Below are 16,420 nucleotides of genomic sequence, written 5' to 3'. Positions count from 1 at the left end.
AATGACCGTAGCATCGCAGGTAAAAACGACGCTCGCTTCGCTGAAAAGCGCCCAAGCCAGCCTCGAAACGTTCGCTCTCGGCACTCAAAACCAAGAGGCCAAGTCACTGTTCGAGAACTGCGCCAAGCAAACCCAGCAAGTCGTCGATCAAGTCAGCTCGCGCGTACAACAACTGGAAAGTGAGGAGCCGCAATACAAAGGCTTCTAATTTCCTTCAAAAGAATGTCTGGGCACAGTCCGGACACGGCAAAACCCGGCGCTTTTCTTACGAGAAGCCCCGGGTTTTGTTCTATACATTCTTAGAGAGCCAGGACTACCATACCAACATCAGCAGAATCAACAATAAAATAAAAAGCAGCAGAATGAGCAACACCGATCCATAAGCACGCATCGGATTCTTCCTTCCCTAGTCGACGAATCGATTGTTTCCATAACCTATGCGCAGTAGAGAATGTCCCGACCCGGACAGCCGCCCAATTCCAGTCCCAGGTACATCTGTTCAGGAAAACGGAACCATGCTATAATCAGAATTGTTCACGTGAACATATTTAATTGTTAACGTGAACACACCCCTTTTCTCAGGAGGATTGCGATTATTATGGCTATTCGTACCGAAGAGCAATTAAGCGCTTTTATTCAGGAAACCGTTCGCAGCACCCCGGTAACCGACATTCATACCCACCTTTTCGCCGAGTCGTTCGGGGACCTGCTTTTGTGGGGCATCGATGAGCTCCTCACTTACCACTATCTAATCGCCGAGATGTTCCGTTTCCGTCCGGACCTTCCGTACGAAACGTTCTGGAGCATGACCAAGCAGCAGCAAGCCGATCTGATCTGGCAAACGCTATTTATCGAAAATTCACCTTATAGCGAAGCCTGCCGTGGCGTTGTCACGGTACTGAGCAGACTCGGTCTGGACCTGTCCACCCGGGATCTGAACGAGTACCGCAAATACTTCGAGCAGTTCTCCTCCAGTGAGTACATCGACCGGATTCTGTCCTTGTCCGGCGTACGCAGCGTCGCCATGACCAATGATCCTTTCGATGCTTACGAACGGGCACGCTGGGAGGAAGGAGCCGGTCAGAACGATTCCCGCTTCCTGACCGCCCTGCGTATCGATCCGCTGCTCAACGGCTGGGATCAGGCCTACCTTACGCTTCAACAGCAAGGATACCAGGTCGCTCAGGATTTCTCCGGGGATACGATCCAGGAAGTTCGCCGTTTCCTGCAGGATTGGATCGGCCGTATCGATCCGCTGTATATGGCCGTTTCTCTGCCCGACGACTTTGCGTATCCGGAAGCGTCCGTGCGCGGCCGGGTCATTGACGAATGCATCCTGCCGGTCGCCCGTGAAGCAGGCATTCCGTTCGCTCTGATGATCGGCGTCAAGCGTCAGGTCAACCCTTCGCTGAAATACGCCGGGGACAGCCTGGGCCGCAGCGATATCGGCGCGGTCGAGCGCATCGTGAGCCGGAACCAGGATGTCAAATTCTTAATCACCATGCTCTCCCGCGAAAACCAGCACGAGCTGGCCGTTACGGCCCGGAAAAACCGCAACCTGCTCGTCTTTGGCTGCTGGTGGTTCCTGAACAATCCGAGCCTGATCGAGGAAATGACCCGGATGCGCCTCGAGCTGCTGGGCGGCAGTGTCATTCCGCAGCATTCCGACTGCCGGATTCTGGACCAGCTCATTTACAAATGGGATCACTCCCGCGAGATCATCGCCAAGGTGCTGTGCGACAAGTACGGCGATCTCTTCCGCGCCGGCTGGCGTCTGGAGGAAGAGGAAATTCAGCGCGACATCGCAGGGCTACTCGGCGGCGCCTTCTGGAACTTCCTCGGCAAGCCCGACCCTGCCGCCGTGTGATAAGCGAAGCCTAGCAGTCTACAAGAAAAAGGATCTCTACCATCTCCGATGGCAGGGATCCTTTTCACGATGGGCAGTTGGCGGCCTGCACAAGGTTAGGCTTGCAGCCTGCAGTTAATGGATACGGCGGAGTACCCAAAGACCTGGCGTTCTAAGCACGATCCGGAACCTGTGACGGATCAGACAGCGAACGGCCGGAAGCAGCAGGAAGCCGATGACTAGCAAGCTGCGGCAAGGTCTAGCGCTGCCGATGATCGTGACACGGTTAATAATCCGTCTGCCGCGGGCATCGCGAAAGAAACGGATGGTGACTACGTCCGAATGATGAATTCCCATCTCTATCAACCCCTTCCCTTCCAGACATAATATAGTAAATGCAAGAAGGGAAGGATTGGAACCGGACAAACATGGAGTAAGTTGTCCATTCATCCTAACAACGGAAAAAGGACCCCTTGCGGGATCCTTTCCAACGGTGAAATTTGGTAACTGCCTTTGAATCTTGCTTGAAACCTCGGTGCTTACCTCATCAACGCAGGCAGTACAGGTACTACACTAACGTGTCTTTGGCACATCCCTCCGCTTCTACTTCGATTCAACAACAACTTCCTCGGTAGAAACCGTTTTGCTGCTCAACGGAACCACACCTCTCTTGTCACCGTTACATCTAGCATGCTTCGCGGCGTTCTTTTTTATACGGATGATTTGAAAAAATCTTATTCCTTGATCACCACGACAGTGCCAAGCGGCATGTGCCGGTACAGCCACTCCACGTCCCGGTTCAGCATCCGGATGCAGCCTGACGAGACGCTGGAGCCGATCGCATACGGGCGATTCGTACCATGTATACCGTACGTATAGCCTCCTGTTCCCGGCACATTCAATCCCATCCACCGCGAGCCCAGAGGATTGGACGGATGCCCTCCGGGGATCTGCTTGCGGACATACCAAGGCTTTACGATCTTCGTTACGATCCGGAAGGTACCCGACGGGGTCAAACCGGGGCGCCGCCCCGTTGCCACAGGCATCGCTCGGATCACGCGGCCATTATGCAGCACGGAGAGCCGATTCGCTTTTTTCTCAATGATGACATACACGCCTTCCTCCTGCAGTCCCATCAGCAGCTCGGCTTCCGCTGCCTTCTTATCCTTGACAGGAGCGGCAGCGCCCGGATGAGCAGACAAGACAAGCAAGCCCGTCAGCAGCAGAGCGCATACAAACCTGACAGCCCAGTTCAATAACGCTCATTCCTTTGCGTTCCGATTAGAGGTTCCCCGGTATTGTTCACATCAGAGCCGGGAGCGTATACGTCGGGCGCCAAAAGAACCCTGGGGCCATATATTAACGGGTTCCGTTTTCGGGTGCAAAGGTCTGAATTGACACCGAAATTGACAATCGGTTTGACACAACTTAAAAAAGCATAAAACCTTATATTTATAAGGGTTTTCTGCTTTTTTTGTTAATAAACTGACATCAAAATTGCCACGTGATTTTTCATTGCAATAAATTTATTGCATCGAAAAACACCATGTCAATTTAACCGTCAATTTGTTTGTCAATTTTACGTCTAAAATTGTTATAATAATAGTAAGGGAGAGGATAATTGTGGAATTTATTAAACCCAGAGCGAAGCCTTCTAACAAAACGGAACTATTTTTATCTGACAGAACACTAGCTGTGATCAAATACTATGCAGAGTATACAAACTATTCAGAAGATGAAGTAGTTGATTTGTTTTTACAGAAGATTCTTGAAGACCCTGACTTTTTAGAGTGGATTCATGGCAAAAGACGAAATACAAAAATGTTAAAGCAATTGTTCCCTAAATCTAATATTGATGAGGTGGATAATGACCAAACTGAAAAAGTTAGCGAGTAAGGAAAGTTCGGTTGTATCCATCCAGATGCCGATTACGGAGAGCGAAATTGAATCACGCCATGAAGATTATCACCTATTATCACCAATGCGGTTTTCTAACAAGTACAAAGGACTTCTATTCACGCCCATCTCCTTCACTTATCAAAACAAAATTCACAAGATACAAATGAACGCTTGTGTTAATCCATACTGTAAATGGTTTGGAATGCCACAAGAAAGGTTTCTCAACACTCCAAATAAACCAAGCCGCTATAAATTAGATGATGATTCAAAAATTAAGTGTAATCATGACCCGATTCGTCCTGATGTTGGAATGACTTGGGGATGTAAATCAACCACATATTCAAATTGGTCACTGGCAGAGGAAATTGAAAGATTAGCCATTAATGATAAAGTTGAAAATCTTCAAGATGAATATGTATTTCACAAACCTGATTGTGAGGTTGGCTTTACTACTCCAATGCTTCATCAGCGTGAATTTTATAAGCGGGGCAAGAGCAGTAGTAACTCGCAGAAGTGGCAGTGTATCACATGTAAGAAAATTACCAATGTTCTGCCCAAAAATCGAGAAGCGTTCAGTTATCATAAGCAAAGAGATGATGTTCTACATTCCTTTGCACTTGCGTTGATAAATCGTACTCCTGTTAAACGCACTACTGAAATCCTCGGCATCGGTTCAAGCACTTACTATGCGAAACTTGAACAGTTATATAAACGATGTTTAGAGTTTAATGCGAAGTTTGAAACCCCCGCTCTTTCAAATACAGTGTTTGATAAGATGTGGGTAAATACAGATAAGTTCCATTATCATTTGAACAATGTTCGCAAAAAAGGACATAGCGATAAACAGTTTAGACACATTGACGATAAATTGATGCCAACCTACGTGATTGTAAGTGCAGATTCTCGTTCACGTTATGTATTTAGAACGGATATTGCTTACGACTGGACAGTTACTTTAAAAGATGTTGAAGCAGAAACAATAAAGTATAAAGAGGATCATCTAAAATCATTTGCTTGTAAGAATGATCGTTTAAGATTCCCGTTCGCTCCACAACCACCGACTGAGTTTGATACACAAACTCAAAAGGAGTATGAAGAAGCACATTCTAAATTTAAAAGACGAAAAGATTATATAGATGGTATGCATGTTGGAGCAACATACACGACAATGGCGCATTTTTGGCATATAAAGAATCTTATCAATGCACAAGAATGGAGATTCATTTCCGATGATGACCAATCCATAATTACGTCATTGATGAGGGTTTATTCCAAAGAGATACGATTAGGTGAGGCTCACCATTTTCTTTGCCTTATCGATAAGACGAATACAAAAAAAGATGCTTACAATCAGCATCAGAAGGGCAAGGAAGACTTACGCTCTTGGGGATTTAATCAAGGTTATGATGATTTATCACTTAACAAAATTGCTCATTTGAGACTTCAACAATCTTTAAAGAGTCATAAGTTTTACGCAGAAGTCCAAGTTGAGAATAAAACATATCGTAAATCGGCAAGCACTCCTATTGAACATCCAATACCGACAATTGACCAGGGATTCTATAAAGTTGATTGTTCTACCGATGTTTCTGCATATGAGATAGACCATTTAGCCTCAATGCTCTTAAAGGTGAATGACCGTTCTACAAGTGCATTTATGCAACAAATACGGCGAAGAATAAGCATACTTGAAAGACCACTTGTAACCGCCCGCGGGGATGGGAAAAGCTATATCTATGCAAATTTCAATCCGAAGTACGCCCAATACGCTCTAACCATTTTACGCACGTTCTATAACTTTTGCTTACCATATCGTAATGGTGAAAAGGAACGGCTTACTCCTGCCCAACGATTGGGGATTACAGATAAACAATTTTCAATTAAAGATATTCTATACAATATGTAACGAAACAATAAGAGAGTATCCATCACATACTGTGGGTACTCTCTCTGTTTTGCTACTTAAAAATTTTACACTAAACAAAGGTCTATAACTGTATCCAAAACCGTCTTACAACGTTCCCATTATCCTCTACATACTCCGACTCAAATTGACCGCCATTTTTTATAATGGTTTTTTCTGATGCAAGATTTCCTTTATCACATACTAGAAGAACCCTGTTTAAACCCATATCTTTTGTTATTTCAAGTGTTAGTGCTAATAGTATAGAAGCATAACCTTTTCTTCTCTCTGATGGACGTATTCCGTAACCGATGTGTCCACCGCAATTAAGGAGCTTGGTATTGAGTCTGTGTCTAATATTTACAGCACCAATGACTTTTTTTGAATTTTTCTCTATAAGCCAGAACGTAGAATGGGGAACAAATGTCCCGTTCGTTAACTTATCTTCTGTGTCCTCCGAGTACAAAAAATCAATCATGGCATCGAAATTAGAAGGATCTTTCTCTACAACCCACGGGGTTATATCCTCCTCACTTGACTTCCAATCTTTATAAAACGATATGTACTCATCCCTATATTCAGTTGATGGTTTCACCAACTCAACCGAGTTCGCCATCATATCACCCCATCTGTAAATTTTATCCATAGTATCATTTAAGCCTGATATTGACAACATTTATTTGAGCATTTACTGAATTAAACTGCCCGTTTGCTTATATCAACACTGAGCGTTAAAACAGAAAATAGTGAAAACGGAAGCCGAAAATTGAACTAATCGATATTTTTGAATAGGAAAAGACGTGTCAATTAGCACGTCAAATCCATTGTCATTTCAACCTTTTGCACCTAAAAACGGAACCCGTTAGCCATATATGCCCAAGGGTTCTTCGCTTGGCTACATCCTGTGGACGAATCCGCAGGATAGGCTCCATGGGTGGCATGCATGGGGTCGACCGACCGCTGTCATGCAGCGAAACACCGCACGCTGGGAGCTGCGCGCCGCGCGAAAGCCCCGGACGCTGCCGCTGCGATCAGCGGTGCTCGGCAGCCCTGCCGATGGCTCCGAGCATACGCATTTTCTCTGCCGCAGCCGCTTTCACGGCTTGCTTGGCTGGAACCATATAGGCACGCGGATCATTTTCGCCGGGATTGGCCGCAAACACGGCTTTGATCGCGTCGGAGAAGACGATGCGGATTTCGGTCGCGACGTTCATCTTGGACATCCCGAGTCCGATGCACTGCTTCACCTGCTCCTCTGGAATGCCGGAGCCGCCATGCAGCACGAGCGGAACGGACACTGTACCTGCGATGCGGCGGATGCGGTCAAAATCAATGCGCGGCTCTCCCTTGTAAATGCCATGGGCCGTTCCGATTGCGGGAGCCAGCGTGTGTACCCCCGTACGCTCCACGAACGCAGCGCATTCGTCCGGGTCGGCCATCAGCGCTTCATGCTCCGCGACGACAATATCGTCCTCGACGCCGCCGACCTTCCCGAGCTCGGCCTCCACATTGACGCCGGCCGCCCGGGCAATCTCGACTACCTTCTGCGTCTGCCGCACATTGTCCTCGAACGGATGCATCGAGGCATCGATCATCACCGAAGTATATCCGGCGCGGATACATTGGACGATCATCGTGAAATCCGTGCAGTGATCCAGATGAAGTGCGATCGGCACCGACGAACGGTCGGCCGCTGCCGTAGCCGCTGCCGCCAGGTAGTCCGGCCCGAGATGCCTGACCGTGCCGACGGTCGATTGCAGGATTAGCGGAGACTTCGTTTCTTCGGCAGCCTCTACGACTGCCTGGAGCATCTCCAGGGTGTGCACGTTAAAGGCGCCAACCCCGTAGCCTCCGGCGCGGGCCGCCTCCAATAAAGGTGTGGATGAGACAAGTGGCATAAGCTATCGCTCCTCGGGCGTCAGATGGTTACGACTTGGGTCAGGTTGCGCGGGGAATCCGGGTCGACGTTGTTGCGGAGCGCCGTATAGTAGCCCAGATAGTGCAGTACGGGCAAGTAGAGCACCGCACGGGCTTCATCCGTCAGTTCCGTTCCCCCGAGTTCGAATACCGCATCGGCAAACTCCGTGTCCGCCCCGCCTCTGGCGGTGACGATCAGTATTGTCGCCCCATACTCCTGCATTTCGCGGGCAACCTTCAGCTCGTACGAACGGGCCTGCTCGGAGAGCAGCAGGACGACGAGCGACCCCTGCTGTACGATCGACTTGGGACCGTGCCGGAATTCCAACGTTCCGTAAGCTTCCGTCCATACGTAAGACATTTCCTTGATCTTGAGACAACACTCCAGTGCGATCCCGTTATATGTCCCCATGCCAAGATAGATGTACTGATTAAGCACGTGACTATCGACGAATGATCCAGCGAATGCATCGGCGGCTTGCACGACCTGTACGTCGAGGCGCATCACCTCGGCCATCTGGTTCATCAGGTCCGCACGGCCGGACGCCTGGGCGATTGCCGCCTGCATCAGAAACGTCATGCTGCTGAACGACTTCGTCATCACAGTGCTCCGTTCCTTGCCCTTCGGTGAGATGAGTGCGGGCGCGAGCTGGGCCATGGTGCTGTCCTCGTAGCAAGTGATTGAAGCGACGCGGACACTCGGCATGTCCCGGACCGCCTCTAGCGCCCAGATGACCTCGGTAGACTCCCCGGAGCGGGATACGCCCATTACCAGATAGCGCCGGCCGGGCAGCAAGGTCTGCTGCGGGAACAGCAGCAGCTCAGAGGACGGGACGGCCGACGCGCTTCTCCCCAGCCAGGCACGGTAAGTCGAAGCCATGGACAACGCCTGGTAATAGGAAGATCCGCTGCCGATGAAAATAACCTCATCAGCGCCATTCTCGCTCAAGTAATCCTTTACCCAATCGGACTGACGCTCCAATTGAGCCCATGCCTCTGCCAAGGCCTCGGCTTGGGCCGAAATCTCAGGATAGGTGTACTGACCGAATGCATTCATACGAGTTCTCCTCTCTGATGAAACCGGTTATAAAGATAATATATTTCATAATTATGATTATTTCAATCATTATTTTGATTTTTATTTTCTATACATGACGTTTCAAGAGAATATTTATAAGCCAGGAGTTCTCCGACTGGATGCAATCGATCCAGAGACAGCTCACGATGCCGAACGGATGATGAAGATTTCCTTATCCAGCTGGTACGCCTCACACAACAACGCAGAAAAGGGACCGCGCGCAGGCGGTCCCTTTTCTTGTTGATATTCTGTTCATGCTTGTCTGCTATAGCCTAGGCCTTCGGCTTCGCATTATCGCCCGGCTGCTGCTGGTCGCGGGTCAGCAGCGCTGCTCCGGCGATGCCTGGATTGGTCATTTCATAAGGATCGAGGATCAGATTCAGCTCATCCTCACGCAGTACATCGTACAGCAGGCACAGCTCGCGCACGGACTTGCCCGTCTCGATCGCCTCGCGGGCGATCCGCGCGACCGGCTCATAGCCGAGATGCGGATTCAGCGCCGTAATGATGCCTACGCTGCGCTCCACATAATCCCGGCACCGCTCGATATTGGGCTCGATCCCATCGAGGCAGTGGGTCTTGAACACCTTGAACACCTGAGTCATCATGCCCAGCGATTGCAGCAGGTTGAACACCAGCACCGGCTCCATGACGTTCAGCTCCAGCTGACCCGCTTCCGAGGCGAGGCAGATCGTATGATCGTTGCCGATCACCTGGAACGCCACCTGGTTCACCACCTCGCACATGACGGGATTTACCTTGCCCGGCATGATGGAGGAGCCCGGCTGTCTGGCCGGCAGGTTGATCTCATTCAAGCCCGTACGCGGACCCGATGCCATCAGGCGCAGGTCGTTGGCGACCTTGGACATGTTGATCATACACACCTTCAGAGAAGCGGATACTTCCGTGTAAGCGTCCGTATTTTGCGTAGCGTCGACCAGATGCTCTGCACTTTGCAGCGGGTAGCCCGTCAGCTCGGCCAACAGCTCCGCAACTCGCTGAATATAACGCGGGTCGGCATTCAAGCCGGTTCCGACCGCTGTTGCACCCATATTGATTTCATATAAATGCTGGCGGGTTTGTCCGATGCGCTTGATGTCGCGGGATAACACACGGCGGTAAGCCTCGAATTCCTGCCCGAGCCGGATCGGTACCCCATCCTGCAGATGCGTACGGCCCATCTTGATAATGCCGTCGAAGGCCTCGGCTTTCTCCCGGAACCCTTCATGCAGCTCTTCGAGCACCACCAGCAGCTGATCCAGCATCCGCAGCACAGCGATATGAATCGCGGTCGGGAATGCGTCATTGGTGGATTGCGCCATATTCACATGCGTATTGGGGCTGAGCGTGAAGTAGTTGCCCTTGTCTCCTCCCAGCAGCTCAATGCCGCGGTTGGCAATGACTTCGTTCGTATTCATATTAATGGAAGTGCCCGCGCCTCCCTGAATCGGATCCACGATAAACTGATCATGCCATTGTCCGGCTATAATTTCATCGGCGGCCTGCACGATCACTTGCCCGAACTGCGGCTTCAGTTGGCCAACCTCCACATTCGCAAGCGCTGCGGCCTTCTTGACCGTAGCCATCGCTACGATCAGCTCCTGATGGATACGGTACCCGGTGATCGGAAAATTCTCCACCGCACGCATCGTTTGAACGCCGTAGTAGGCATGCAGGGGAACCTCCTTCGTACCCAGAAAATCCTTCTCAATCCGAAATCCAGCCTTCGTCATGATAACTCATCCTCTCGAACCATCATATGTAGTAGTCCTGCTTCTATCTTGCCAAATTACTGGAACTTTCGTCCCCTCCCCATACTAACAAACTATCTGTGTGTAAACAAATAAGCGGTGCCGACTGCAAGCCAAAAACCGCAAGCCCGTCCTCCGGACAGCCTGCGGCTTCATCCCTGCCCGAGTCTGCCGACTACAGCTCGCTCAGGAAGCGGATAATTTTATCGTGCATGCCCGGCAACCCTTCATGGCCAAAGTCCGGGTAAATCTCGGTTTGCACGGGTGCCTTCATCTTGTTAATAGCGGCAAATTGCGTCGAAGGCGGGCAGATCGTATCCATCAGACCAACTCCAATCAACACCTCAGCCTCGATGCGGGGCGCGAGATTCTGAATATCAATGTACCCGAGCCTTGTGAACAGCTCCTCCTCCCGCAGATGCTGCGGATCGAAATGCCGGAAGAAGGTTCTCAGCTCCGCGTAGGCATCCTTGCTCAAGTCCATCTCCCAGACGCGTTTGTAGTCACTAAGGAACGGATAGACCGGAGCCGTCCGGCGAATTCGGGGCTCTAGAGCCGCGCAGGCAATCGCCAGCCCCCCTCCCTGCGACCAGCCTGTGGATGCGACCCGGTTCTCGTCCACCTCGTCGAAGCTCATCACGATGCGGGCGAGCTGCGCCGTATCGAGGAAAATATGACGGAATAGCAGCTGATGCGGGTCTGTGCTATCCAGCCCCCGGATGATATGCCCGTGATGCGTATTGCCGGTTACGCCGCCGCTGTCTTCCGAGCGTCCGCCCTGGCCGCGCACATCGAGCGCCGCGATTGAGAAGCCCAGCGCCGCATAAGTGAGCTTGTCCGTCCAGTCTCCGCTGCTGCCGGTGTAGCCGTGAAACTGCAGTACGGCGGGATGCGGCCCGGCGGATTGCTTGGGCCTTACATACTTGGCATGGACTCTCGCTCCCTTGACCCCGGTAAAATAGAGGTGAAAGCATTCGGCGAAGGGTACCTGAAACTCGGCGGGGACGAGCTCCACCTGCGGATCAACCGCTTTCATTTCTTCGAGTGCCTGCTCCCAGTAAGTATCGAAATCGGCAGGCTTCGGATTGCGTCCTTCATACGTTCTCAGCTTGTCTAGCGGCATATCTACGACAGGCATTGTTTATCATCCTTCTCAGTGTCTAGTATAGGAAAATGATTCCTTTCTAAACTTACATCAAGTTCCATTCGGAGTAAATATAAAAAATGCAGCTATTCACTGAATCGGAATCCTCCCACTCGTCTCGAACGGGTGACCGGGGATTGGCCTCCAGGGCCATGAGGCCCTCACCGCCGCAATGCCTGCACACGCCTATGCCGAAAGCGGTGCGTGCAGGCATTAGGGCTAATGCTGCCTTGACCTCATGCCCTTACCTTGCAGCTATGTTCAATCCGCGAAGGTAACGAGGAACGTTCGGATCTCATAGGGCTTCACCTCACCGTGAAACTCAGGCTGCTCCACCAGCTCCCCTTCCGGCTGCTCCAGCAGATCGCACTCCTGCCAGGACACGATACCGTAATCACTGCTTATCGTGAGCTTGCCGCGGTTGCCGGCATACTCATGAAGCCTAAGCACGACCTTGCGGCCATCCTCCGCTTTCTTAACCGCATCGACCATCACGCGCGCCCCGTCCGATTCCCATACCCGGAAGAGGGAGCCAGGCAATGCCCCGGCAGCTCCCTCCGATACGGACAATGGCTGATTCAGCGCATAAGCCGCCTGCACCGTGCCGCCCTCCAGCCAGTCTCCGCTATGGGGAAATAACGCGTATACAAACCGGTGCTCACCCTGGTCGGCCGTAGGATCGGGTACCTTGGCCGACTTGATCAGCGTCAGGCGCAGCCGATTGTCCTTGATATCGTAGCCGTACTTGCAGTCATTCAGCAGGCTGACGCCATAGCTTCGCTCGGACAGGTCTGCCCATTGATGGCCCACGCTCTCGAAGCGGGCATAGTCCCAGCTCGTATTCCAGTGTGTCGGACGCTTCACATTGCCAAACTGGATGTCATAGGTCGCCTCCGTCGCCCGGATGTCTACCGGGAAGGCTGCCTTGAGCAATTGACGCTGCTCGTGCCAGTGGACGTGCGTATCGAAGTCGATACGCTTGCTATGTGCATACAGCACCATCCGCTGCCGGACGTGCGAATCCATGTAGCTCCAGCGGAACTCCACGACCGCATACAGCGGGCCGTTCTCCACAATCCGAACCTCTTGAAGCTCGTCGATAACCCGCCGCTTCTCCTGATAGAACAGATCGATGTCCCACGCCTCATGTCGGCCCTTCGGCTTATCCTCGAAGACCTCCAGCACGTTCCCGAGCTGTCCGGGAGCCAGCACCTCCCGCTCTGCCTGCTTATCATAGATGCGGATCAACTGACCTGTTTCATTCCATTCCACGATATGGTAAGGAGATTCGATCCGGCCCGGCTCCGCCCGGAATGGGGAGTCCTGCGACCCGCAGTCGCTCTGCTCTTCCCCGGGTACGAAGGTCACGACGGCCTGGCCCAGCGAAGGGACCGATAGCACCCGGACCAGCCACTCGTCCCCGGCTGCCGACCGCTGCGCCGCAAGCTTCGCCCCGCTGCTATCCTTCCAGCTCCCGGCTCCGAGCCCGCTATCAGCCGGAATCGCCACCAGTTCCGTCCGCTCCCAGGACGCGTTGTTCCAGACGGTAAAGCTCCGGCTGCTGCCGACCATGATATCAGCTCCAGCACTCCACTCGGCTCCTGGCAATGGCCCGCTGTTCGCCAATCTCTGCCCGCCCGCCTCGGTTAGCGCCTCCGCCGCCTGCCTCCAGATACGCAGCGCGATCTGTTCGGCTTCCGCGTACTCCTCTCGGCTGTCCGCATACACCTCCCGGATCGAGGATCCGGGAATGATATCGTGGAACTGATGACGGAGGATGATCTTCCAGCCCTCGTACAGCTCCTCCTGCGGGTAACGCTCCCAGCCGCCGGTGAGCGCCTGGCGGACAGCCATCCACTCGGTCTCCTTGTACAGCAGCTCGAGCTTCCGGTTCATCCGTTTATTGTAGGCCTGGCTGGTATAGGTCCCCCGGTGCAGCTCCAGATACAGCTCCCCGTCCCAGGTATGGACATACGATCCGGTTTCCTCCACCGTCTCCAGCAGCTCCTCGAAATAAGCATCTGCCCGGCCCGTCGTCACCTGAGGGAGACCCGGCATGGTCGACAGCCGTTGTCTCATCTCCAGCATATCACGGTTGACGCCTCCTCCCCCATCGCCGTAGCCGTATGCCAGCAGCAGCTTGCGGTTGACCGCCTTATCCCGGTAAGCCTCCCAGATTCCCTGGATCGTCGACGGTGTTATCGCTCCATTGTACGTGTAATAAAAGGTCCCCTCCGAGCCTCCCGGGTCCGGCGTTGTAATAAAATGCGTCAAAATCTCCGTTCCGTCGATGCCCCTCCAGTGAAACGTGTCATGCGGCATCCGGTTATATTGATTCCAGCTGATCTTCGTCGTCATGAAGGCCTGGATTCCGCTCTTGCGTAAAATTTGCGGCAAAGCCCAGCTGTAGCCGAACACATCCGGCAGCCATAAATACCGGCAGGTCACGCCGAATTCCTGCTGAAAAAACCGAATCCCGTACAGCAGCTGGCGCACCAGCGATTCCCCTGACGTCAGATTGCAGTCGGCTTCCAGCCACATGGCTCCCCCCGCTTCCCAGCGCCCATCCGCTACGCGCTCACGGATCGCTTCATAAATCTCGGGATAATCGGTTTTGATATACGCGTAGAGCTGCGGCTGAGTCTGCAGAAATATATACTCCGGGTACTGCTCCATCAGCCGCAATACAGTCGAGAAAGACCGTGCTGCCTTCTCGCGCGTATGCTTCAGCCGCCACAGCCAGGCCACATCGATATGCGTATGTCCGATGCATTGGACCGTAACCGCATGATGCTTGGACAGCTTACCCAGCCCTTCCTGCAGAGCCTCCTGAGCGCTGCGGACGGAGGCATAGAAATCCTCCGAGCCCGGACGCGACCAATCCAGCAGCAGGTAAGCGCCATCCAACAGCGCCAGCAGCTCATGATGCTCGGTCCGCTGATCGCCTAACAGCTTGACGGTATCCAGAACCGCCCGGCTCGTATAAAACAGATCATCGGCCGCTTCGTCCAGCCAGCAGAGCTCCGCTCTGGCGATATGATGCTCCAGCGTAGCCTGACTGTCATAGCCTCCGAGACCCGACCATAAGCGGAACGAAAGATCCAGCGTGCGTCCGGCAGCATCCGCGGGGAGCAGAACCTCCTGATGGTTGGAGTCTACTCCCTGATAAGGCTCCCCGCCGATAAATAGCAAGGATTCGAAGCCGCTATTGCCCCCTCCGCCTGTCCGGCCAAAGTCGAAGCGTCCGAACACTTTTCTTCCCTGCCAGTCGAGGGGTACCTCTACAAGGACATTCAACCATACATACCGGTCCTTGCCCGACCAACGTACACCGGGATGTACTTCGGCCGCTTGGCTAAAGTCCGGCGGATACGCTCCGACCAAGCCCTCCTCATCCTCCAGCCAGCGGCAGCTCAGCGCAGCCCCATCCCGGTAACGAAACGGGTCCAGCAGGCGGATACGGTCTTCCAATTTTTCTACAGTCCAATGCATGAGCAGCTCCTCTTTTCATAACAAAGTATGATAACACGTTATATCATCAGACAAGCAAAATCCCTTACCGTTGGCCCCACCAGAAATGGCCGGAATTGGGGCAGATTTACAAGCAGGCTTGGCTCCCCCGTTCCAGGCATCGCTACCCGTCTGTTGGGCGTCCGGACTCTCTGTTAAACCGCCCTGCCGTGACGGTACTCACTCGTTCTATCAGTGGCCTACTGTGCCCTCCGCACTCGTACGCCCTGCCGACCCAAGCTCGAGGCCGGTGTAGCTCCCCATCAGCCCAAACGACACCGACACTAGATTCTCAGCTTTCCTGAGGCCCCCCTTCCCCTGCAAGCAGCGTGCTCTCACGGGGCTCCAGCACCGCAGGTATCCAGATCTTGGACGCAGCCTGGGGATGGTTCCCCTCGATCATATCCAGCAGCCGATAAGCGGCCGCTTCCCCCATTTCCACATAAGGTATTTCCACGGAGGATAAAGGAGGCACCATATACGCATTGGCCCGCATCGTATTGTCCGCAGCCATTACATACAGGTCCTTGCCGATGCTAAGTCCCAGCCGTCGCGCCGCCTGGTAGATCAGGAAGCCCCCCCGCGACCAATTGGTCAACAGCGCGGATGGCAGGGGAAGCCCGCCAAGCCATTCATCCCATGCCTGCGGGTCCGTATCATGATCCGGCTGCTGCCAGATGGCAGGCACCAAGCCTTTGCGCTCCATCCAGGCCTCGTATGCGGAGCGCCTGTTCCGGTCTCCCCAGTTGGGCGCGTAGGCTGATCCACTGTACAACTCCACATAGACAGGCGGAAGTCCAGTCTGCCCGTACAGATAGTCGAGTGCCAGGTCCATACTGGCTCCATAATCGAGCAGAACAGACGGCACCTCCTCCTGTTCCGGGTAGCCTTCGACCGACATGTACGGCAATCCTGCAGCTCTGACCGATGCCAGCCACTCTTCATCTGCGAACCCGGTTACGTCTTTCGTCAGCAGGCCGTCAATCCTTCTCTGATTGTACAGCTGAATCAGGGCTTGCTTGCTCTCCTGCCGGTTGTATCCGTACAGCAGCAGATGATAGCCTCTCTCCGTACACGCGCGCTGAGCACCCTGCAGCACCTGGAGGAAAAATGGATTATCCAGGTTCCCGTAAGCAGCGATACACCCGCTCCGGCCGGTCCGCATGCTGCGAGCCTGCGCATCCACACTATAATTCAGCTCCTGGATAGCCTTAATCACTTCCCTGCGCTTCTCTTCGCTGACACGTATGCCGGGCGTGCCGTTAATGACAGCAGAGACAACCCCCCGGGAAACTCCCGCCCGTTTGGCCACATCATGACTGGTCACACGCTTCGTCATTGGATCACCTCAGCCTTAGGATAACACGTGTCA

At 53.0% G+C, this 16,420-nt stretch carries 13 protein-coding genes; 4 read left to right on the top strand and 9 right to left on the bottom strand.

The features are described 5' to 3' along the window. Position 1 precedes the first annotated feature (1 nt). A complete protein-coding gene (locus WMW72_RS15725) occupies positions 2 to 208 on the top strand; it encodes a DUF1657 domain-containing protein (RefSeq protein ID WP_341416451.1) in 207 nt (68 codons plus the stop codon). A 390-nt stretch (positions 209 to 598) separates the two neighbouring features. Next, positions 599 to 1,867, top strand: coding sequence for a glucuronate isomerase (locus WMW72_RS15720; RefSeq protein WP_341416450.1), 1,269 nt, complete (start codon positions 599 to 601; stop codon positions 1,865 to 1,867). Positions 1,868 to 1,981: 114 nt separating this feature from the next. Here the strand turns inward: WMW72_RS15720 and WMW72_RS15715 are convergent, their stop codons facing one another. Then, positions 1,982 to 2,203: a hypothetical protein gene (locus tag WMW72_RS15715; protein WP_341416449.1), complete on the bottom strand. Its 222-nt coding sequence runs from the start codon at positions 2,201 to 2,203 to the stop codon at positions 1,982 to 1,984. A 377-nt stretch (positions 2,204 to 2,580) separates the two neighbouring features. Beyond that, positions 2,581 to 3,102, bottom strand: coding sequence for a L,D-transpeptidase (locus tag WMW72_RS15710; protein WP_341416448.1), 522 nt, complete (start codon positions 3,100 to 3,102; stop codon positions 2,581 to 2,583). 367 nt (positions 3,103 to 3,469) lie between these two features. On the opposite strand from WMW72_RS15710, the gene WMW72_RS15705 reads away from it, so the two are divergent. Beyond that, positions 3,470 to 3,742 carry a hypothetical protein gene (locus WMW72_RS15705; protein ID WP_341416447.1) on the top strand — a complete coding sequence of 91 codons (273 nt, stop codon included), beginning with the start codon at positions 3,470 to 3,472 and terminating at the stop codon, positions 3,740 to 3,742. After that, positions 3,714 to 5,651, top strand: a complete 1,938-nt coding sequence (locus WMW72_RS15700) for an insertion element protein (protein ID WP_341416446.1) — start codon at positions 3,714 to 3,716, stop codon at positions 5,649 to 5,651. The genes WMW72_RS15705 and WMW72_RS15700 overlap by 29 nt, the downstream gene beginning before the upstream one ends. 82 nt (positions 5,652 to 5,733) lie before the next feature. On the opposite strand, the gene WMW72_RS15695 is transcribed toward WMW72_RS15700, so the two are convergent. The 7 genes from WMW72_RS15695 to WMW72_RS15665 form a co-directional block, all read right to left on the bottom strand. Then, positions 5,734 to 6,264: a GNAT family N-acetyltransferase gene (locus WMW72_RS15695; RefSeq protein WP_341416525.1), complete on the bottom strand. Its 531-nt coding sequence runs from the start codon at positions 6,262 to 6,264 to the stop codon at positions 5,734 to 5,736. A gap of 415 nt (positions 6,265 to 6,679) precedes the next feature. Next, complete coding sequence (locus tag WMW72_RS15690) at positions 6,680 to 7,546, bottom strand: class II fructose-bisphosphate aldolase (RefSeq protein WP_341416445.1); 867 nt, start codon at positions 7,544 to 7,546, stop codon at positions 6,680 to 6,682. 20 nt (positions 7,547 to 7,566) lie between these two features. Continuing rightward, entirely contained in the window at positions 7,567 to 8,622 is a 1,056-nt protein-coding gene (locus tag WMW72_RS15685; RefSeq protein WP_341416444.1) for an SIS domain-containing protein, read from the bottom strand. Positions 8,623 to 8,915: 293 nt separating this feature from the next. Further along, a complete protein-coding gene (gene aspA / locus WMW72_RS15680) occupies positions 8,916 to 10,376 on the bottom strand; it encodes an aspartate ammonia-lyase (RefSeq protein WP_341416443.1) in 1,461 nt (486 codons plus the stop codon). Positions 10,377 to 10,569: 193 nt separating this feature from the next. Next, entirely contained in the window at positions 10,570 to 11,532 is a 963-nt protein-coding gene (locus tag WMW72_RS15675) for an acetylxylan esterase (protein ID WP_341416442.1), read from the bottom strand. A 267-nt stretch (positions 11,533 to 11,799) separates the two neighbouring features. After that, positions 11,800 to 15,030 (bottom strand): alpha-mannosidase, encoded by a 3,231-nt coding sequence (locus WMW72_RS15670; RefSeq protein ID WP_341416441.1) that lies wholly within the window; start codon positions 15,028 to 15,030, stop codon positions 11,800 to 11,802. 310 nt (positions 15,031 to 15,340) lie between these two features. Then, the gene (locus tag WMW72_RS15665) at positions 15,341 to 16,387 is read right to left on the bottom strand and encodes a LacI family DNA-binding transcriptional regulator (protein ID WP_341416440.1); all 1,047 of its coding nucleotides are present in this window, start codon (positions 16,385 to 16,387) and stop codon (positions 15,341 to 15,343) included. Between the last annotated feature and the right edge of the window lie 33 nt (positions 16,388 to 16,420).

This window comes from Paenibacillus filicis, from assembly GCF_038070315.1.
Classification (GTDB): Bacteria; Bacillota; Bacilli; order Paenibacillales; family NBRC-103111; genus Paenibacillus_G; species Paenibacillus_G filicis.
This window is presented reverse-complemented; position numbering and strand designations above follow the sequence as displayed.